This window comes from Caballeronia sp. TF1N1, from assembly GCF_022878925.1.
Classification (GTDB): Bacteria; Pseudomonadota; Gammaproteobacteria; order Burkholderiales; family Burkholderiaceae; genus Caballeronia.
In genome coordinates, this window is record NZ_CP084626.1 from 78,712 (window position 1) to 97,267 (window position 18,556).

General features: G+C 61.2%; 19 protein-coding genes. 4 read left to right on the forward strand and 15 right to left on the reverse strand.

Translation table 11 applies throughout. The annotated features are described in order from the left end of the window. The first annotated feature begins 333 nt into the window (after positions 1-333). The gene (locus LDZ28_RS00365; protein ID WP_244826773.1) at positions 334-1,428 is read left to right on the forward strand and encodes a porin; all 1,095 of its coding nucleotides are present in this window, start codon (positions 334-336) and stop codon (positions 1,426-1,428) included. Between the two features lie 87 nt (positions 1,429-1,515). Here the strand turns inward: LDZ28_RS00365 and LDZ28_RS00370 are convergent, their stop codons facing one another. Continuing rightward, entirely contained in the window at positions 1,516-2,478 is a 963-nt protein-coding gene (locus LDZ28_RS00370; protein ID WP_244826774.1) for a nitronate monooxygenase family protein, read from the reverse strand. A 226-nt stretch (positions 2,479-2,704) separates the two neighbouring features. Between LDZ28_RS00370 and LDZ28_RS00375 the strand changes: the two genes are divergently transcribed. Next, positions 2,705-3,595: an alpha/beta fold hydrolase gene (locus LDZ28_RS00375; protein WP_244826775.1), complete on the forward strand. Its 891-nt coding sequence runs from the start codon at positions 2,705-2,707 to the stop codon at positions 3,593-3,595. A 31-nt stretch (positions 3,596-3,626) separates the two neighbouring features. Here LDZ28_RS00375 and LDZ28_RS00380 read toward each other — a convergent pair whose 3' ends face one another. The 7 genes from LDZ28_RS00380 to LDZ28_RS00410 all read right to left on the reverse strand — a co-directional run bounded on the left by LDZ28_RS00380 (position 3,627) and on the right by LDZ28_RS00410 (position 9,501). Continuing rightward, positions 3,627-4,529 (reverse strand): hypothetical protein, encoded by a 903-nt coding sequence (locus LDZ28_RS00380; RefSeq protein WP_244826776.1) that lies wholly within the window; start codon positions 4,527-4,529, stop codon positions 3,627-3,629. A gap of 81 nt (positions 4,530-4,610) precedes the next feature. Beyond that, positions 4,611-5,093 carry a hypothetical protein gene (locus LDZ28_RS00385; protein ID WP_244826777.1) on the reverse strand — a complete coding sequence of 161 codons (483 nt, stop codon included), beginning with the start codon at positions 5,091-5,093 and terminating at the stop codon, positions 4,611-4,613. Positions 5,094-5,546: 453 nt separating this feature from the next. After that, positions 5,547-6,458: an MBL fold metallo-hydrolase gene (locus LDZ28_RS00390; RefSeq protein WP_244826778.1), complete on the reverse strand. Its 912-nt coding sequence runs from the start codon at positions 6,456-6,458 to the stop codon at positions 5,547-5,549. Further along, positions 6,455-7,009 (reverse strand): DUF1289 domain-containing protein, encoded by a 555-nt coding sequence (locus LDZ28_RS00395; RefSeq protein WP_244828155.1) that lies wholly within the window; start codon positions 7,007-7,009, stop codon positions 6,455-6,457. The genes LDZ28_RS00390 and LDZ28_RS00395 overlap by 4 nt, the downstream gene beginning before the upstream one ends. Positions 7,010-7,047: 38 nt before the next feature. Next, a complete protein-coding gene (locus tag LDZ28_RS00400; protein WP_244826779.1) occupies positions 7,048-7,551 on the reverse strand; it encodes a YbaK/EbsC family protein in 504 nt (167 codons plus the stop codon). Positions 7,552-7,581: 30 nt separating this feature from the next. Beyond that, positions 7,582-8,505 (reverse strand): hydroxymethylglutaryl-CoA lyase, encoded by a 924-nt coding sequence (locus LDZ28_RS00405; protein WP_244826780.1) that lies wholly within the window; start codon positions 8,503-8,505, stop codon positions 7,582-7,584. A 54-nt stretch (positions 8,506-8,559) separates the two neighbouring features. Beyond that, positions 8,560-9,501, reverse strand: coding sequence for a glyoxylate/hydroxypyruvate reductase A (locus LDZ28_RS00410; protein ID WP_244826781.1), 942 nt, complete (start codon positions 9,499-9,501; stop codon positions 8,560-8,562). A gap of 150 nt (positions 9,502-9,651) precedes the next feature. Here LDZ28_RS00410 and LDZ28_RS00415 point away from each other — a divergent pair, with 150 nt between their 5' ends. Both LDZ28_RS00415 and LDZ28_RS00420 read left to right on the forward strand, forming a co-directional pair. After that, positions 9,652-10,251 carry an alpha/beta hydrolase gene (locus LDZ28_RS00415; protein ID WP_244826782.1) on the forward strand — a complete coding sequence of 200 codons (600 nt, stop codon included), beginning with the start codon at positions 9,652-9,654 and terminating at the stop codon, positions 10,249-10,251. 110 nt (positions 10,252-10,361) lie between these two features. Further along, on the forward strand, positions 10,362-11,339 hold the full coding sequence (locus LDZ28_RS00420) for a sulfate ABC transporter substrate-binding protein (protein ID WP_244828157.1): 978 nt from the start codon (positions 10,362-10,364) through the stop codon (positions 11,337-11,339). Between the two features lie 46 nt (positions 11,340-11,385). On the opposite strand, the gene bioB is transcribed toward LDZ28_RS00420, so the two are convergent. The 7 genes from bioB to LDZ28_RS00455 form a co-directional block, all read right to left on the reverse strand. Then, positions 11,386-12,435 carry a biotin synthase BioB gene (bioB, locus tag LDZ28_RS00425; protein WP_244826783.1) on the reverse strand — a complete coding sequence of 350 codons (1,050 nt, stop codon included), beginning with the start codon at positions 12,433-12,435 and terminating at the stop codon, positions 11,386-11,388. Positions 12,436-12,439: 4 nt separating this feature from the next. Further along, positions 12,440-13,141 (reverse strand): dethiobiotin synthase, encoded by a 702-nt coding sequence (bioD, locus tag LDZ28_RS00430; protein WP_244826784.1) that lies wholly within the window; start codon positions 13,139-13,141, stop codon positions 12,440-12,442. Continuing rightward, positions 13,138-14,343 carry an 8-amino-7-oxononanoate synthase gene (bioF, locus tag LDZ28_RS00435; RefSeq protein ID WP_244826785.1) on the reverse strand — a complete coding sequence of 402 codons (1,206 nt, stop codon included), beginning with the start codon at positions 14,341-14,343 and terminating at the stop codon, positions 13,138-13,140. The genes bioD and bioF overlap by 4 nt, the downstream gene beginning before the upstream one ends. Further along, complete coding sequence (locus tag LDZ28_RS00440) at positions 14,340-15,653, reverse strand: adenosylmethionine--8-amino-7-oxononanoate transaminase (protein ID WP_244826786.1); 1,314 nt, start codon at positions 15,651-15,653, stop codon at positions 14,340-14,342. The genes bioF and LDZ28_RS00440 overlap by 4 nt, the downstream gene beginning before the upstream one ends. 284 nt (positions 15,654-15,937) lie before the next feature. Further along, the gene (locus LDZ28_RS00445; protein ID WP_244826787.1) at positions 15,938-17,182 is read right to left on the reverse strand and encodes a dienelactone hydrolase family protein; all 1,245 of its coding nucleotides are present in this window, start codon (positions 17,180-17,182) and stop codon (positions 15,938-15,940) included. Positions 17,183-17,508: 326 nt separating this feature from the next. Then, positions 17,509-17,931 carry a YchJ family protein gene (locus LDZ28_RS00450; protein ID WP_244826788.1) on the reverse strand — a complete coding sequence of 141 codons (423 nt, stop codon included), beginning with the start codon at positions 17,929-17,931 and terminating at the stop codon, positions 17,509-17,511. Continuing rightward, the gene (locus LDZ28_RS00455) at positions 17,928-18,536 is read right to left on the reverse strand and encodes a glutathione S-transferase family protein (RefSeq protein ID WP_244826789.1); all 609 of its coding nucleotides are present in this window, start codon (positions 18,534-18,536) and stop codon (positions 17,928-17,930) included. The genes LDZ28_RS00450 and LDZ28_RS00455 overlap by 4 nt, the downstream gene beginning before the upstream one ends. Positions 18,537-18,556: the final 20 nt, after the last annotated feature.

Genomic DNA, 18,556 nt, shown 5'->3' on the forward strand with positions numbered 1-18,556 from the left:
TGCGCGGGATTTCGCAATCCAAAGCAGTTTCGATTTCCCTTTCATCGCCTTCAAAGGCGCGCCGTTGCTCGGCTTCCTATAAAGACCGCTCGGAACGATTCGGCTTTGACGCGAGAAGCGACGCGCATCGAAGCGTGAAAAGGCGCGCCTGCCTATTCAAACCGTGATACCCGCAATAACCAAAAACATTTTTGACCGGAAAAATGGTCCGTAAAGATGGTGCCGCTCCACTAGCGACACCGCTCTCGCCGAAATCATTAGCCGACAGAAGAGGCGAGTGCACCGTTCCTCGCCCGCCAAGCATTCAATTTTTGACAAACGACAGGAGAGTTCATGAAGCCAACCGTCAACCGTGCGATGAAGACCACGGTCAAGGCCACCGTAGTCGCCGCCATGTTCGGCTTTCTCGCCGCGGGCGCGGCGCAGGCGCAATCGAGCGTCTCGCTTTACGGTCAGGTCGACGAATGGGTCGGCGCACAAAAGTTTCCCGGCGGCGATCGCGCCTGGAATGTGAGCGGCGGCGGTATGTCCACGTCGTACTGGGGCTTGAAGGGCGCTGAAGATCTGGGCAACGGCTACAAGGCGATCTTCACCCTGGAAAGCTTCTTCCGCGCGCAGAACGGCCAATACGGCCGCTTCCAGGGCGACACGTTCTTTGCACGTAACTCGTATGTCGGTATTCAAGGGCCGATCGGTACGTTCACCGCTGGCCGCCTGACGACGCAGTTGTTCGTTTCGACGATTCTGTTCAACCCGTTCGTCGACTCGTATGTCTTCTCGCCGATGGTCTATCACGTGTTCCTCGGTCAGGGCACGTTCCCGACCTACACGACGGATCAGGGCGTGACGGGCGATTCGGGCTGGAACAACTCGTTGCAGTACACGACGCCCGACTTCAACGGCTTGTCCGGCAGCGCGATGTACAGCTTCGGCAACAACGCGGGCGATGGCCGCTCGAAGAAGTACAGCGCGCAGTTCCTGTACTTCCACGGCCCGTTCGCCGCGACCGGCGTTTATCAATATGTGAACTTCAACAACACGCCGGGCGATCTGGTCACCTCGAACGCCTTCGCCATTCCCGGCTACAAGAGCCAGAGCGTTGCCCAGTTGGGTGCGTCGTACGACTTGAAGTACGTGAAGTTCTTCGCCCAGTACATGTACACGAAGAACGACATCGACCCCGGCACGTTCCACGTGAACACGGGGCAGGGCGGTGTGACGGTGCCGCTCGGCCCGGGCCTGGTAATGGCGTCCTATGCGTATTCGCGCAGCAACGGCGGTCTGGACCAGACGCATAAGAGCTGGGCCGTAGGCTACGACTACCCGCTGTCGAAGCGCACCGACGTCTATGCCGCGTACCTGAACGACAAGTACACGAGCATGTCTTCGGGCGATACCTTCGGCGTCGGCATTCGCGCCAAGTTCTGAGTCTTGCGGCAGCAAACGAAAAGCGCGTTCCGGATCATCACCGGAACGCGCTTTTTTTCATCTGAATCTCTGCGACGAGCGTTTTTTTCAGCCAATCCGCAAACGCGACTTCGCCTCGTCGTATTCCTGACGCAAGCGCGCGACCAGTTGCGCGACGCTCGGTACATCGTCCATCAGGCCGACGCCTTGGCCCGCGCCCCAGATGTCCTTCCACGCTTTCGCCTTGGCCGCGCTGTCACCGAAATTCATCGCGGTCTTGTCGGACTGCGGCAGCGCTTCGGGATCGAGTCCCGCATTCACGATGCTCTGGCGAATGTAGTTGCCATGCACGCCGGTGAAGAGGTTCGTATAGATGATGTCGGCGGCATTGGCATCGACGATAGCCTGCTTGTAGCTGTCGAGCGCGTGCGCCTCGCGCGTCGCGATGAAGCGCGTGCCCATGTAAGCGAGGTCCGCGCCCATGGCCTGCGCGGCGAGAATCGAGCCGCCGTTGGCGATGGAGCCTGACAGCACGATGGGGCCGTCGAACATGCGCCGCACTTCGCCGACGAGCGCGAACGGCGAGATCGTGCCGGCGTGGCCGCCCGCGCCCGCCGCCACGAGAATCAGCCCGTCGACGCCCGCTTCGAGCGCCTTTTGCGCGTGCCGCAAGTTGATCACGTCATGCAGCACGATCCCGCCGTACGAATGCACCGCATCGATCATTTCCTTTACCGGTGCGCGCAGGCTCGTGATGAAGATCGGCACCTTGTGCTCGACGCACACGCGCACGTCCTGTTCGAGTCGCGCGTTCGACTGGTGGATGATCTGATTCACCGCGATCGGCCCGATGACCGCATTCGGGTTCGCGGACTTGTGTTCGGCGAGCGATGCCTGAATCTGCGTGAGCCATTCGTCGAGCAATTCGGCGGGACGCGCGTTGAGCGCCGGAAACGAACCGACGATGCCCGCCTTGCATTGCGCAAGCACGAGTTCGGGATAGCTGACGATGAACATCGGCGAGCCGACGACCGGCAATGCAAGGTTCTGCAGTACGGCGGGAAGTGCCATGGCGCGAGTCTCCGGGATGTCGTACTTATTTTACGGTTGGGGCGTCGTCTTCGAGCGGCTAAATTGAGACGCACGATCGTTCGATTATAGGCACAGGCGCCGCAGCCCTGTCATCCTCCGATTCCCGAGGAAATCCTCGGTTTCACCGTTTGTGTGCACGTTGCTCATCGAGCATTCGGAATGCCGCGCCTACAATGGACCGCTACGCCACGAACAAGAAAACACCATGTCCTTCAGAGGCTACGAGCCGTTTCGCGTGAATGCGGCGGGCGTCGAGATTGCCGGCGAGAAGGGCGGAGACGGCCCGCCGCTTTTGCTTTTGCATGGCTATCCGCAAACGCACGAGATCTGGCATTCATGCGCCGATGAACTCGCGCGGCACTTCACCGTGATCGCCACCGACTTGCGCGGCTATGGCGCATCGGCCAAGCCACCGAGCGACGAACGCCACGCGCCTTACTCCAAACGCGCCATGGCCGCCGATCAGGTCGCGGTCATGCGTCACTTCCGCTTCGAACGATTTCCCGTGTGCGCGCACGATCGCGGAGCGCGCGTCGCGCATCGCATGGCGATCGATTTTCCCGATGCCGTCGATCGCCTGATGCTGCTCGATATCGTGCCGACGCTTGCGATGTTCGAAGCCACTGACCGCGCGTTGTTGAGCGCCAATTTCCACTGGTTCCTGATGAACCAGCCATCGCCCTTTCCGGAAAAGATGATCGGCGCCGATACGACCGGGTTCATCGAACACTTGATGGGCCGTGGCCGCGCGGGTCTTGCGCCGTTCGCGCCGCACGCGCTGCAGGCGTATCGCGATGCGCTGGCCGCGCCCGATGCGGTGTTTGCGACATGCGAGGACTATCGTGCGTCGGCGGGCATCGACCTCGAACACGACCGGGACGACACCGAGCGCGGCGTGAAGATAGCGTGCCCCGTGCGCGTGCTGTGGGGCGAGCAAGGCGTGCTCGAGCGCGCGTTTGACGTGCTTGGTCAATGGCGGCGCGTCGCGCGCGACGTAAGCGGCCGCGCGCTCGATTGCGGCCATTACGTGCCGGAGGAAGTGCCGCAGGAGTTACTCGTGGAGATGCGTGCGTTCTTCGAAGCAGAGTTCTGCTGACAAAGAGCCGATGATCCCAGACGCGGCGGCCTTACGCATGCGTCGAAAGTGCTTGGTTGGCTTCGGCCCGGACTTGTTCTATATCGGACGCCGCCAGCCAGTGGCAATAACCACCCAGCGTGGACCTATCGATGTCCTGCAGCGCAATGTGATCGTATGCGCCTTCGCGATACTTCAATTTCGACCAGTACTCTTCTGTTTGCCACGCATGAATATGCAGGACATCGCTGCCATGCGTAAGCGACGCGTAGGGGAAATGGTCCAAAAGGCCTATTGAGCAACGCTGCGGATACGTGCGACGTAGCGCTAGCTCTCCTGCATACATGGTGATCACGTTTCTGCACCAGCCTGGCCACTCTCCACGGAAGTCTTTGAACTCCTCGTCGAGCAGGCGGATGCAACAGTCCATTTGAGCCGGCAAAAAGTCGCACACCATTGTCGATGGCCCCAGCGCCGACGCACCGATATTGTGTAAGCCGGAATGAGGAAATCCCCACCGGGCACTGCATTCGTTAAGTTTCTGTCGGACCGACGCCTCGTATGCGTAGGCTCCGAAACCAAAGCAAAGGCCGGCAGGATGAAACTTCGACAGCGCGGGCGTCACAAAGGTGTCGCAATCTGTTTTCAGAATGTAATCGAACTGCCGACAAACGTCTAAAACTGCTTTATCGCAGAGATTGGCGACAGAATTAATGTATCCATAATCCGACCATTCGCTGTTTTTCTGAGAATAAGGAACGCTCGGAATAACGACTATATTACTGTCTCGCGGCAGTTTAGAAGTTGCTTCCGGATGGCACACGACAATTAACGTGCTTCGGTCAAACAGGCCTGTATGGATGATGCTCTTATAGAGCCAGCCAAATTCTTCGATGTTACTCGGAACATTGTCTACATACACCAGTATGCCGATATCTTTTCGTGCTTGATTCAAGAAAGACCTTTAACGATATATTTATTCAGTGCCAGCGGCGAAGTTGGCCTGCGCTTGCCGGCACTTGGCACTTCTGCTCGCTTAGATCACGGGAAAGATAAATAGCGTAGTGCCAGACTGCAGGGAGACGTTGGTCGAAGTGTAGATTGCAAAATCGGTCCAGGTAGTCAACTGAAGCATGCCGCTGAAAGGAATAATAACATTGCCGGCCTTGCCCCCATGATCGGTGGCTACCTTGAAGTAGTAAGGGTCGTCGTAGAATGCATCCTTGCCGCTTGCGGCCAGGTTCGGCTCGCTTCTGTTAATCGAGACCTGAGCCAAGTTCGCGTCCGCCACCGAAACGACCATTTGCCCCGCGACAGCATACACGCCATTTGGCAGGCTCAATGAACCATCGGGATTAACGTGGCTTACCTGGTCATACGGCAAACCGAAATGCAAAAAATTCCATCTTTTTGCGTTCGAAATCTGCGTGGTGGGTAGCAGCTCCGAGTCTCTCAAACGAATACTGAGATAACGCCCCTGTGCCGTTGTCGTCTGTGCTTGACTTGACGTGGATGTCATTAACCCCGCTAGTAACGGGACCGCTACAGTGGAAGCAGATACGAGATTTCTACGATTAATGTCCATTATGATTTGTAATGAGTTGTAAAAATGGAGGCTCAAAATTACTCAAATTTAAGTAATCTCGGGCGTTTTAATCGTAGCGGAAGCAATTGCCTGCATCAATGCCGATTTTTCTTATTGCTAGAGCAAAGTCATGCCTGTTTTGTCCTTGAGCTTACGGCTTTATGCATCGCTTTGCCGCACATGCAAATCGCATTAAACGGCATTAAAATGAGTGTCGATAGCGCGAACATGGTTGCCTTTAGTGTGCGCGTGTCGTCAACTTACTGTAGGGAAAGCACCGATGCACGTGATATAGCGGCGGGTTACGATGGCGTCGACGTTGATCACGTCCATACTATTCCGCCGCTTGCCGTAGCTGACAAGCGGCTTTCTTTTTGCGCGCGGAGTTCATACCGCCGAGAGCATGTCGCCTTCCACGGTGAGCGATCCGCCGCGCGCCAATTCCCCGACGATCTTTTCCAGCAATGCGCGATGCTGCGCGGGCGCGGCAAGCGCGTTCGCGGCGGCGCGCATGGCGCGGGCAGATGCGGTCATCGCGAGCAAGGTGTCGAAGGGCATCGAACGCACGTCCATCAACTTGAAGACGATCAGCACTTTCAGCGCGTTCTTTGCGTTGCGGGCAGGGTCGGCGCACAGATAGTCGAGCCGCGACGCGGCCACGTCGAGTGCGCGCGCGACATCGGTGAAAGGCGCGCCGTGGCCTGGAACGACGACATCGACATCGAGTTGCGCGATGAGATCGAGCACCGCGCGTTCTTCCGCAAAACCGCTTTCGCCTTCGAGTTCCGGAAAAATCACGCCAAAGCCGTTTTCCCATAACGCGTCCGCGCTGATGAGGATGCGCGCCTCGGCGCAATACAGCATGAGCGAGTGCGGATCGTGGCCCGGCGCGCCCAGCACGGACCATTCAAAGTCGCCGAGCATGAGCGTGGCGCCATTCTCGATCGTGCCGTCGAACGTGAACCGGTCACAACGCTGCGCCGTGGCGTGAAACGTCAGCGCCTCTTCGTCCCAGACACGCACCGCGTGCGCTTCACTTTGCGGGATCAGCGTATTGCACGCATAGGTGCGTTGCAGCAGTGCGTTGCCGCCGCAGTGATCCGAATGCAAGTGCGTGTTGACGATCAGATCGAGCTTGCGCGCACCGAGCGCGTGCCGCACGAGCGCCAGCGTTTGCGGCGCGTGCGAGACGTAGCCCGTGTCGATCAACGCCGTGCCTTCATCGCTCGCGAAGAGCACGTTGTTCGACGACAACCAGCCGCGCTCGAACACCGTCATGGAAGCGGGCAGCGCGATCACGCTTGCTCCTTCGGCATGACGACGATAGTCGCCGTCGCCTCGATCACCGTCTCGCCAAGCTGATTCACCGCGCGGCCCGCGAGCTTCACCAGGTCGCCGCGAAGGCTCGTCTTCCACTTTGCATCGAGCACTTGCCAGCGCATGGCGAGCACGTCGTCGGCCTTCACCGCGCGCGTGAGCTTGATGCCGAACTCCAGTCCGAGCGGTTGCGCGTAAGTCGAGAAGTGTTCGGCGATCATCGCCATGAGATGCGCGGTCGGTTGCGTGCCCGACGCGATCAGCGAGCCGAAACGGCTGGCGCGCGCATACGCTTCGTCGTGATGCAGCGGGTTGGTGTCGTTGACGAGCGTGGCGAAGTGGCGAATGGAGTCCGCCGGCAAGGCAAGCGTCGCTTCGAACGATTCGCCGATACGCACCACGCGCGCGCCGCGACGACGGCTTTCGCCACGCGCGAGCACGTCGCGTTTCGCGTCATCGTCAATGGATGACCACGCCGCGATTTCGTCGATGGTGCGCAGGCAGCCGTCGCAGAAGCCCGTCTCCGGATTCATGCGACAGACGTCCACGCACGGCGACGCGACTTTGCCTTTCATGATGCGCGCAAGGCGACATCGACGACCGGCGCGCCCGTCAGCGACACGAGTTCTTGCGGCGTCAGATTGAACACCGCGTGCGGATGACCCGCCGCCGCCCACAGGCTTTCGAGCGTGAGCAAGTCTTCGTCGATGAGCGTCACGGGTTCGGTCGCATGACCGATCGGACATACGCCGCCAATGGCATAGCCGGTCTTTTCGCGCACGAACTTCGCATCCGCGCGCGCCAGTTCGCCGACGCGCGCCGCGACCTTCGCTTCGTCCACGCGATTCGCGCCGCTTGCGATCACGAGCACGGGCGCGTCGTCGTCGCGGCGCCGGAAGAGAATGGACTTGGCGATCTGCGCCACGGAACAGTTCAATCCCGCCGCCGCTTCCGCCGATGTCTTGCCGGTTTCCGGCAGCATCACGACGGGCCGCGCGTGACCGCGTTCCTGCAACAGAAGCGCGACGCGGCGCGCGGAATCGGGAAGGTCATCGAGATTCTGTACTTCGGTCATTGCTTTCCTTTCCATCGGACGATCAACAGGTCAGACGCAGGCGGCAACGGCGTCGCGCTGCTTGGCGAGCAGCGCCTTGCCCGCACGCGACGAACTCGGCTTGCCGATGGCGCGCGAAATGAAGTCGCCTGTCTCGACCAGTCGATCCAGGTCGATGCCCGTCTGGATGCCGAGTCCATTCATCAGATACACGACGTCTTCGGTCGCGACGTTGCCTGTCGCGCCCTTGGCATACGGACAGCCGCCGAGCCCCGCAACCGACGCATGAAATATCTCGATGCCTTCGAGCAGCGCTGCATAAATGTTGCCGATGGCCTGCCCATAAGTATCGTGGAAATGTCCTGACAGGCGTTCGCGCGGAAACGCTTTCGACGCCGCCGCCAGCACTTCGCGCGTGCGCTTGGGCGTGCCGACGCCGATGGTGTCCGCGATATCGATTTCGTCGCAGCCAAGCGCCTTCATGCGCTCGACGACATCCACCACCGACGCCACGCTCACCTCGCCCTGATACGGACAGCCGAGCGCGCACGAGATGCTGCCGCGCAGACGCAAGCCTGCGTCCTTCGCGGCTTTCGCGACCGGCTCGAAGCGCGCGATGCTTTCCGCGATGCTGCAATTGATATTCCTTTGCGAGAACGCCTCGCTTGCCGCGCCGAAGATGACGATCTCGTCGGCCTTTGCTTCGAGCGCGCCCTCGAAGCCGCGCAAATTCGGCGTGAGCACGGAGTAAATGGTGCCCGCGCGACGCTCGATGCCCGCCATCAACGCGCTGGCATCCGCCATTTGCGGCACCCATTTCGGCGAGACGAACGAAGTGGATTCCACATTGACGATGCCCGCACGCGCGAGCCGGTTCACGAGCTCGATCTTGGTTTCCGTGGCGACGAATTCCTTCTCGTTCTGCAAGCCGTCGCGCGGCCCGACTTCGACGATCTTGACTTGAGTGGGGATCATGCCTGTCTCCTGTTCCGTGACTTACTGACTTACTGACTTACTGACGTCCCGCATTCAATACCCTCGCGAAAAATCCACGATACCGCCAATGGTTTCCCCGCGCGACAGCGCCTTGATCTTCGCCGCGATCTGCACGATGCTCTCCTCGCGCAACGTCTCCGCCGAGATATGCGGCGTGACCGACACGCGCGGATGCTTCCAGAACGGATGCTCCTTGGCCAACGGCTCGACATGAAACACATCGAGCGTCGCGGCGGCGAGCTGGCCGCTATCGAGGGCGGCGAGAAGGTCGTCATCGACGAGATGCGGACCGCGCGCCACGTTCACGAGATAAGCACCGCGCGCGAGCTTCGCGAAAGTGCGCGCGTTGAGAATGCCTTCCGTGTCCGGTGTATGCGGCAGCAAGTTGACGAGCACGTGCACGCCATCCAGAAACGCATCGAAGCGCTCGGGACCCGCATAAACCTCGACACCTTCTATTTTCTTCGCCGTGCGGCTGTAGCCTCGCACCGGCACGCCGAGCTCGAGAAGCCCGCGCGCCACTTCACCACCGAGAACGCCGAGACCCAGCACACCCACCGTGAACGATGCGCGCGCATGCTGCGTGAGCTTCTGCCAGCGTCCCTCCCTTTGCAGCGCTTCGTATTCGTCGAAGCGGCGCAGATAGCGCAGAACGGCATACGTCGAATACTCGACCATTTGTTGCGCCATGCCGGTGTCTTCCAGACGCACGAGCGTGGCGTTCGGCGGCAACGTGCCGGGTTCCTTGCGCTCGACATCGAGAATTGCATCGACGCCCGCGCCGAGATTGAAGATGGCCTTCAATTCCGGCCGGTTCGCAAAGAGTTCGCGCGGCGCGCGCCAGACGATGGCGTAATCGGCGGGCGCGGTGTCGCCAGGCTGCCAGATGCGCAGATCGGCGTCCGGCAGTTCGCGGCGCAAACCGCCGAGCCATGCGTCAGTGTCCGCGTGCTCTTCGTAGAAGATGATTTTCAACGTCCGCCTCCGTCGTTCGATCCACCCATTCTAAAGGGTGCAAAAGCGTGCGGCTGCATCCGCGAGCATATCGACATGACGATTGATTCGTTCGTCCTTGCCGCGTGCCACGCGAAAATGCAAGGTGAACAATGTCAGCGAGAACCGCACATGACGACCAGCAATCGAACACCGCGCCCCGCGCTGCTGACGGTGCCCGGCTTGCACGGCAGCGAGGGCGCGCACTGGCAAAGCTGGCTCGAGCATCAGTATGCCGATACATCGCGTGTCGAACAGGCAGACTGGGACGCACCGCATCTCGACATCTGGGCGAACGCGGTGCTCGCGCAACTCGCGACCATTCGCCGTCCTGTCGTGCTCGCCGCGCATAGCTTCGGCTGTCTCGCGACGGCGCACGCGCTCGCGCAGAATCGAACCGATGCCGAAGTCGTCGGCGTATTGTTCGTCGCGCCCGCGAGCCCGGAGAAGTTCCGTTTCGCCGGTCACTTCGAACCGACGCGTCTTGCCGTGCCTTCCATTCTCGTCGGCAGCGAAACCGATCCGTGGATGCCGCTCGACCACGCGCGCGATCTTGCAGCACGGCTTTCGAGCGCGTTCGTGAATCTCGGCGATGCCGGTCATATCAACACGGCGGCGGGTTTCGGTCCGTGGCCGCGCGCGAAATATTTCATCGACACGCTGGCTCAATATGCTTACCCTGCTGAAAGTTTCGCGGGCGAAGTCTCCTTGCACGAGCACGCGTATGGCTGATGCGCCCGGTTTCATCGACGAACATGAACCATCCGGCCGCCATCGCGCGGCCTTTCTTTTGCAATCGCATTCTTGAGGACGATATGGCGGGATACAGTAAGCGCGTGCTGATGGCAGCCGCGGCGCTCTATATGACGGCGGGCATCGCGCATGCCGATACTTCGTTGCTCAACGTCTCCTACGACGTGACGCGCGAACTGTACAAGGACATCGATACGGCGTTCATCGCCGACTACAAAAGCCGCGCGGGCGAAACGGTGACGGTGAAGCAGTCGCATGGGGCATCGAGCGCGCAGGCGCTGTCGGTGCTTCAGGGACTGCAAGCCGATGTCGTGACGATGAATCAGCCCAACGATATCGACCTGCTTGCCGAACGCGGTCAACTCGTTCCGGCCAACTGGCGCACGCGTCTTCCGAACGGCAGCGCGCCCTACACGACGACCATGGTGTTTCTCGTGCGAAAGGGCAATCCGAAGAACATCAAGGACTGGAGCGATCTCGCGCGGCCGGGCGTGCAAGTGATCATCGCGAATCCGAAGACTTCGGGTAATGGCCGCTACACGTATCTCGCGGCGTGGGGCTACAAGAAGCAGCAGGGCGCAACGGATGCGCAGGCGCTGGACTTCGAGCAAGCGATCCTCGCCAACGTGCCGACGCTCGACACCGGTGGGCGCGGTGCGACCACGACCTTCACGCAGCGCAATATCGGCGACGTGCTCGTGACTTTCGAGAACGAAGTCGGACTGATCGAAGCAGGCGTCGGCGCGAAGGACTTCGATGCGGTGTATCCGTCATCGAGCCTGTTGGCGGAGCCGCCGGTTTCCATCGTCGACAAGGTGGTGGACAAGCGCGGCACGCGCAAGGAAGCGCAGGCGTACGTGGACTTTCTTTACACGCCGCAAGCGCAGGAGATCATCGCGCAGCATCATTTGCGGCCGCGTAACACGGAGGTGCTGGCCAAGCATGCAAGCGAGTTCAAGCCGCTCAAGACGTTCACGGTGGAGCAGATCTTCGGCAGCTGGCAGAAGGCGCAGCAAACCCATTTCGCCGATGGCGGGACTTTCGATCAGGTGGTCGAGAAGAAGTAGCCGAAAGGGCTCGCCACGCGCGAGCCCTTTTCTTTTTACTCTCCGCTCAGTTCGAGCAGCCGCGTTCTTCCGCGCTGACGTTCTGCGCCGATTCCGCGCGCATTCCCAGACGCTCGATCAGCTTGCGGTCCGCTTCGGCTTGCGGGTTGCTCGTCGTGAGCAACTGATCGCCGTAGAAGATCGAGTTCGCGCCCGCCGCGAAACAAAGCGCCTGCAACGCTTCATCCATCTGCTCGCGTCCGGCCGAAAGACGGACCATCGCCTTGGGCATGGTGATACGCGCCACCGCGATCGTGCGCACGAACTCGAAGGGATCGAGCGGCGCGGTGCCCGTGAGCGGCGTTCCGGCCACTTGCACGAGATTGTTGATCGGCACCGACTCCGGATACGGCTCCATGTTGGCGAGCTGCGAGATCAAACCGGCGCGTTCACGCCGCGATTCGCCCATGCCGACAATCCCGCCGCAGCACACGTTGATGCCCACATCGCGCACGCGTTCGAGCGTATCGAGCCGATCCTGATACGTGCGCGTCGAAATGATCTGGCCGTAGAACTCGGGCGACGTATCGAGATTGTGGTTGTAGTAATCGAGGCCGGCATCGCGCAAGCCTTCTGCCTGATGCGGCTCCAGCATCCCAAGCGTCACGCAGGTTTCCAGTCCCATTGCCTTGACGCCGCGAATCATGTCCTTGATCGGCTCAAGATGGCGATCCTTCGGATTGCGCCACGCCGCGCCCATGCAAAAGCGCGTCGCGCCGTTGGCCTTGGCGGCTTCGGCGGCCTTCAGCACTTCATCCACGGCCATCAGCTTGTCGGCTTGCAGGCCGGTGTCGTGATGCACGGACTGCGGACAGTATGCGCAATCTTCCTCGCAGCCGCCGGTCTTGATCGACAGAAGCGTGGAGAGCTGTACGGCGTTCGGATCGAAATGTTCGCGATGCACCGTTTGCGCGCGATACAGCAGGTCGTTGAACGGCAGGTCGTAAAGCGCGACGATATCGGCGACTTTCCAGCGCGCCTGCGCGGGCGTTTGCGTCGGCGCGGAGGTTTGCGCGGCAGTTTGCAACGATGCGTTGGCAGTGATGGTCTGCGTCATGAATTCAGTCCTTGAGTAAAAGCCGGTCGAGCAGAAGGCGCGTGTCGAGATGATCGGCGGCGCGCGCGGCGTCGGATGGCGCGAAATGCGGAATCACGCCGATGAGCGGTGCATCGAGCCGGTGTTGCAGCGAATGAATGTTTTCTTCCGGATAAAGCATGTGCGGATCGACGCGATTCGCCACCCAGCCCGCGATGCGCAAGCCGCGCGACGTGATCGCCTCGGCGGTCAGCAACGCATGGCTGATGCAGCCGAGCCGCATGCCGACCACGAGCACGACCGGCAGCTTCAGCGCGACGGCGAGATCGGCGGTGTCATGGGTATCGTCTAGCGGCACGCGAAAGCCGCCCACGCCTTCCACGACGACGATATCCGCATGATCGCACGCCACGCGATGCGCCTTTACGATGCGCCCGATATCCAGCGCAATGCCTTCACGCGCGGCGGCGATATGCGGCGCAATCGGCTCGCGCATCATGAACGGCGTGCGAATGGCGGGCGGCAGCGCGACGTTGGCGGCGGCATCGAGTTGATCGGCGTCTTCGTTATGCAGCACGCCGTCACGTTCGATTGCGCCGGACGCGATGGGTTTCATCGCGGCGGCGCGCAAGTTCGCGCGCGCGAAGCCATGCAACAGCGCGCATGAGACGAAGGTCTTGCCGATCTCCGTATCGGTGCCGGCGACGAATAGCGATAAAGCGGTCATGTCGTTTCTTTACTGAGCGTGCCAAGTGCTTCGTCGAGTCGGGCGAGGTCGTCGTCGCCATGCGCGGCCGATAACGAAATGCGCAAGCGCGATGTCCCCGCGGGCACGGTCGGCGGGCGGATCGCGGGAACCCAGAGGCCTCGTTTGTCGAGCGCGGCGGCGAGCGCGAGCGTTTCGTCGTTGCCGCCGATGACGAGCGGCTGCACCGCTGTCTTCGATTCGACCGGCAACCAGCGTGTGCGTTTCAACATGCCGCGCGTCGTTTCGATGAGCGATGCCAGATGCTTGCGTCGCGCATCGCCGTCTTCGCTGCCGATCAACCCGATGCTCGCGGATACGGCGTGCGCCACGGCAGGCGGCGACGCGGTCGTGAAGATATAAGGCCGCGCGCGCTGGATCAACCATTCGATGACCGTCTCGCTTGCCGCGACGAACGCGCCGGAAACGCCCGCCGCCTTGCCTAGCGTGCCGACATAGACGAGATGCGGCGAGCGCAGCGCGAATTGCGCGAGCGCGCCGCGACCTTGCGGACCGAGCACGCCGAAGCCGTGGGCATCGTCGACGACGAGCCACGCACCGTATTTCTCCGCGAGTTCCACGAGACTTTGCAACGGCGCGATATCGCCGTCCATGCTGAACACGGTATCCGTCACGATGAGCTTCGTCGTCGCGTCCGCTTGCGATGCATCGAGCATGGCGTCGAGCGCTTCCATGTCGGCGTGTGGATAAATTTGCACCTGCGCGCGCGAGAGCCTGACGCCATCGATCAGAGACGCATGATTCAGCGCGTCGGAGAACACCATCGTGCCGCGTCCGGCGAGCGTCGAGAGCACGGCGAGATTGGCCATGTAACCGGTGCTGAAGTAAAGCGCGCGCGGGTTGTCGACGAAGCCGCCGGAAAACGCGGCGAGATCGTCTTCGAGTTGCGCGTGGGCGCGCGAATGGCCGCCCAGCAGATGCGAGCCGCCGCTGCCCGCGCCATACAGCGACGCGCCTTCGGCAAGCGCTTCCCGCAGCGCTTCGTGGGCGGCGAGACCGAGATAGTCGTTGCTCGCGAAGCCGATCATCGCGCGGCCATCGACGGTCATACGCGCCGAACACGCGCTGTCGATGGTTCTGCGACGGCGGCGCAAACCGCGCGCGTCGATATCGGCGAGTCCTTGCTGCAGCGTTTCGTAGAGCGCTTTCGATGTATCGCTCATGCGGAGGCCTCGGCGGCGGCCAGCGTGGCATCGAGCGTTTCGCGCGTGCGCCTGGCGAGCAGCGCGAGTTCGTCGTCGGTGAGCACGTATGGCGGCATCAGATAAACCGTCTTGCCGATAGGACGCAGCAACAGTTCGCGCTCCAGCCCCAACTCGAAGAAGCGACGCGAGAACGCGCGATCTTCGGTGACGACATCGAACGCGAAGATCGTGCCGCGCTCGCGTAGATTGCGCACGCGTTCATGCTTCACGAGCGGCTGCAAGGCCTCGCGCAAAAGCGCGGCTTTGCGGCGATTCTCCGCGAGCACGTTGGCGCTTTCGAACAGATCGAGCGTCGCGAGCGCGGCGCGGCATGCAAGCGGATTGCCCGTGTACGAATGCGAATGCAGAAAGCCGCGCGTGACGTCGTCATCGTAGAAAGCGGCGTAGATGTCATCGCGCGTGAGCACGATGGAAAGCGGCAGATAACCGCCGCTGATGCCCTTCGACAAGCACACGAAGTCCGGCCAGATGCCCGCTTGCTCGCACGCGAAGAAGGTGCCGGTGCGGCCGCAGCCGACCGCGATCTCATCGGCGATCAAATGCACGCCGTGTTCATCGCACAGGGCGCGCAAGCGGGTGAGATACGACGCGTCGTACATCGCCATGCCGGCCGCGCATTGCACGAGCGGCTCGACGATCACGGCGGCGAGATGCGCGGCGCGTTGTTCGAAGAGCGCGCGCATGGCGTCGATGGCTTCGTCTTCGCCACTCGCCGCCGGCGATGCGACCACATGCGCGTGGCGGATCAGCGGATCGTATGCGTCCTTGAAGAGCGCGACATCGGTCACGCCGAGCGCGCCGATGGTTTCGCCGTGATAGCTGTTCGCCACGCACACGAACTCGCGCTTTTCACTTTGCCCACGGTTGCGCCAGAAGTGAAAGCTCATCTTCAACGCGATCTCGACGGCGGACGCGCCATCGGACGCAAAAAAAGCATGACCGAGCGTGTGCCGTGTGAGCGCGGACAGGCGTTCGGCCAGTTCGACGGCGGGCGCATGCGTGCAGCCCGCGAGCATCGCGTGTTCGAGCGTATCGAGCTGATCCTTGAGCGCGCGGTTGATGTCGGGATTCGCGTGGCCGAACAGATTGACCCACCACGAACTGATGGCGTCGAGATAGCGGTTGCCCGCCGGGTCGTAGAGCCACGCGCCCTTGCCGCGCGCGATGGGCACGAGCGGCATGCGCTCGTGGTGTTTCATCTGAGTGCACGGGTGCCACACCGCGGCGAGCGAGCGCGCGACCCAGTCCTGATTGTCTTCTGTGTTCAAAAACGGCTCCCAGGCGGCGCATGGCGCCAGCCGGATACATCGGGCAAGCCGCGAGGGCCTGCGCTATTCGAGGATTGCGCCTGACTTCGCGCGCTTCGATTATGGCGAAAATATCCGGAAGCTTCGCTTTTCGGCCGGGTCCTGGATCGCCTGCGCACGCTTCCACGAAGTGGTGAAAAGCGCGATCGCGGCTAACTTCGCCGAACGGACCGCCAACACGGGCGAAAGAAGCAAAAACGCCGGCGCAAGGCCGGCGTTCGAAAAATTTGGAGGGAAGAAGCGTATCAGCGCGATGCAGTCTGCGTTTGCTCACCCGCTTCGTTCCACACGACGGCGTTATCCACCGCGTAGAGCTTGCAGGGATCGGCGCTCTGCTTCTGGCAACTGGCGAGCGCGACGGACATCGGGTCGTCGCCGCCTTCGGCCCACGACCACGCGCCCGAGTTCGACACGGCGAACGCGCGGCTCGAATATTGGCTCAGGAAGTTGCGATAGCCGTTGCGGCCGCTTTCATCGATGAAGGGCACCGACTGCACGGCATCGAGGTTCGCAAAGTCGGTGGCCTTCGGCGAATGCGGCTCGGCGACCTGATATTGCACCGTGGTCGGCATGCCGACCTGCGCGAGGAACGCCTTCACGCGCGGCCACCAGACCTGCACGCCGTCGCGGTCGCCGACGAGCCGATGCGCGTCGTTCTTGTAGGTGCCGAAGTCGGTCATCTGCGCGCGTGCGCCGTGCGACACGAATGCGGCATACATCTGCGTGGACAAGTCGCCTTGCCACACCGAATCGTTGTCACCGTAGAGCCACAGCGAAGGCAAACGAACGTTCTCGCCATAAGCGCCGAAGGCATCGACGAGATTCTTTTGCCAGCCGGCGCATTCGTCCTGACGCAGACCGCCCGAGAAATTGATGAGACCGCGCACGCCCGGCGCCGCGACCGCTTCGCGCGCACCGTAGGCCATGGTCGTCAAGCCGCCGTGCGAGGTGCCGCCCACGACGATATGCGTCTTGTCGACATAAGGCTGCTGGCTCATGTACGCGACCGCTGCGGCGACGTCTTCCGCCTGCGCGAAGCCGTTGGCTTCGACATCGCAACCATGACCGGCGTAGTCGCCGCCCGAGCCCGCGAAGCCGCGGCGATTCGGCACGACCACGACATAGCCATGACGCACGAACTCGCGTGCGAGCGCGACCGGCCGATTGCGCGGTTGGGCGTGCGAGTCGCCGGGGAGCTTGCCGTGGTTGAAGACGATCATCGGGAAAGGACCCGCGCCGTCCGGTTTGAAAACGGTCGTTTCGAGCGAGATGTCGGCTTCGGGAATTTGAACGATGCTTTCGTTCAGACCATTGCCGACGACCGGAAGGTGAGCGTCGAGCGCGTCAGGAATTTGGCCAAAGACGGGGGCTGAAAGCCCTTCGGAAGGACGAACGCCGCCAATCGGTTCGGCTTTCACGACAGTCGTGAAGAACGATGTCGCAAGTGAGCACACCATGCTGCATCCGACCAACCAGGTTCTGATCGCCATCCCTTAACTCCGCCTCGCTCCGATTAAGGCTTGATTGGCTTGGCCCCAAATGCTCGATTGAAGTCACAAACCTATCTCGCTGCTCATGATGAGCAGTATCGGATGCGGGTTCCGGGAGCCATGCCCAGAAAAGGCATGACAATTGGCTTCAATACGGGGCTTCGCTGCGAACATCGGGGCGCGGCAATGACAGCGCCCTGACGTGAAGAGAGATTAACTGTTCAAAATTGCACTGCACAATAAGCGTAACCCCGTAACCATTTAATTTGAAAGGAGAAATCAAGGAAATTAATACTGAATCGGATTTATATGTTTTAAAGAGACATTTACTTTTCTTTTACGTCACCGTCGATATAGACCCAGTGGCCGGCGTTGTCGCGGCAAAAGCGGCTGGCTTCGTGCAAGCGATGCGCTCGCCCTCCGACCTTGTAGCGCGCGACGAATTCGACTTCCTCGTGTTGTGTATCGATCACAGCGTGACGTTTGATTTGCAAACCGAGCCAGCGTGTGTGCGTGTCGTTCGAGACATCGAGATCGGGCGGGCGGGTTTTGTCGTCCCAGGTCGCGCGCAGGTAGGTCGTATTGCCGAGGACGTAAGCGGTATAGCGCGAACGCATGAGTTCCATGGCGTTCGCCGGAAAGGCGCCGGCTTCGATAAAGCGCCCGCAGCACGCTTCATAACGCGGCGCGCGGGCGTTCGGATGTTGATTGGGCGATGCTCCGCCGCAAGGACATTCCACCGGCTTCATTGATCCACGCTCGGCATGTCGATGCGCCCCGGCTGGTTCTTCACGCGCGCAAGCCACGCGCGAATGGCAGGATAGCTAGCGAGATCGAGACCGGCTTCATCCGCGACATGCGTGTATGCGTAAAGCGCGATATCGGCCACCGTGTAGCGCTCGGCGGCAAAGAACGTGCGCCTGGCGAGATGCTGCTCCATCACGTCGAGCGCGCGGTACGAACCAGCGATCTTGTCGGGCAGCCGCGGATCGTCGTGCTTCTTCAGGAACTGCTTGATGAAGCGCGCCACCGCGACATATGGCTCGTGACTGTATTGCTCGAAGAACATCCATTGCAGCACGCGCGCGCGTTCGAGCCGGTCGGCGGGCAGGAGCGGCGTGCCATCGGCGAGATAGCAGAGAATGGCGTTCGATTCGGTGAGCGCCGTTTGTTCGTCGATGACGAGCACCGGAACCTTGCCATTCGGATTGAGCTTCAGGAACGACTCGGTGCGCGTGGCGCCGTTCATCATGTCCACTTCGTGCCAGACGTAGGGCAGATTCAGTTGTTCGAGCGCGAGCCGCACCTTGTAGCAGTTTCCCGATGACGAAACGCCATGTACCTGATAAGTCACGTGCAATCTTCCCTTGTTAT

Excerpts from the sequence above, each read along its gene's own strand:
- LDZ28_RS00365 (WP_244826773.1), top strand. The coding sequence starts at position 334 with ATGAAGCCAACCGTCAACCGTGCGATGAAGACCACGGTCAAGGCCACC.
- LDZ28_RS00370 (WP_244826774.1), bottom strand. The coding sequence starts at position 2,478 with ATGGCACTTCCCGCCGTACTGCAGAACCTTGCATTGCCGGTCGTCGGC.
- LDZ28_RS00445 (WP_244826787.1), bottom strand. The coding sequence starts at position 17,182 with ATGGCGATCAGAACCTGGTTGGTCGGATGCAGCATGGTGTGCTCACTT.
- LDZ28_RS00385 (WP_244826777.1), bottom strand. The coding sequence starts at position 5,093 with ATGACATCCACGTCAAGTCAAGCACAGACGACAACGGCACAGGGGCGT.
- LDZ28_RS00415 (WP_244826782.1), top strand. The coding sequence starts at position 9,652 with ATGACGACCAGCAATCGAACACCGCGCCCCGCGCTGCTGACGGTGCCC.
- LDZ28_RS00395 (WP_244828155.1), bottom strand. The coding sequence starts at position 7,009 with ATGAATCCGGAGACGGGCTTCTGCGACGGCTGCCTGCGCACCATCGAC.
- LDZ28_RS00420 (WP_244828157.1), top strand. The coding sequence starts at position 10,362 with ATGGCAGCCGCGGCGCTCTATATGACGGCGGGCATCGCGCATGCCGAT.
- bioD (WP_244826784.1), bottom strand. The coding sequence starts at position 13,141 with ATGACCGCTTTATCGCTATTCGTCGCCGGCACCGATACGGAGATCGGC.
- LDZ28_RS00405 (WP_244826780.1), bottom strand. The coding sequence starts at position 8,505 with ATGATCCCCACTCAAGTCAAGATCGTCGAAGTCGGGCCGCGCGACGGC.
- bioB (WP_244826783.1), bottom strand. The coding sequence starts at position 12,435 with ATGACGCAGACCATCACTGCCAACGCATCGTTGCAAACTGCCGCGCAA.
- LDZ28_RS00450 (WP_244826788.1), bottom strand. The coding sequence starts at position 17,931 with ATGAAGCCGGTGGAATGTCCTTGCGGCGGAGCATCGCCCAATCAACAT.
- LDZ28_RS00375 (WP_244826775.1), top strand. The coding sequence starts at position 2,705 with ATGTCCTTCAGAGGCTACGAGCCGTTTCGCGTGAATGCGGCGGGCGTC.
- bioF (WP_244826785.1), bottom strand. The coding sequence starts at position 14,343 with ATGAGCGATACATCGAAAGCGCTCTACGAAACGCTGCAGCAAGGACTC.
- LDZ28_RS00400 (WP_244826779.1), bottom strand. The coding sequence starts at position 7,551 with ATGACCGAAGTACAGAATCTCGATGACCTTCCCGATTCCGCGCGCCGC.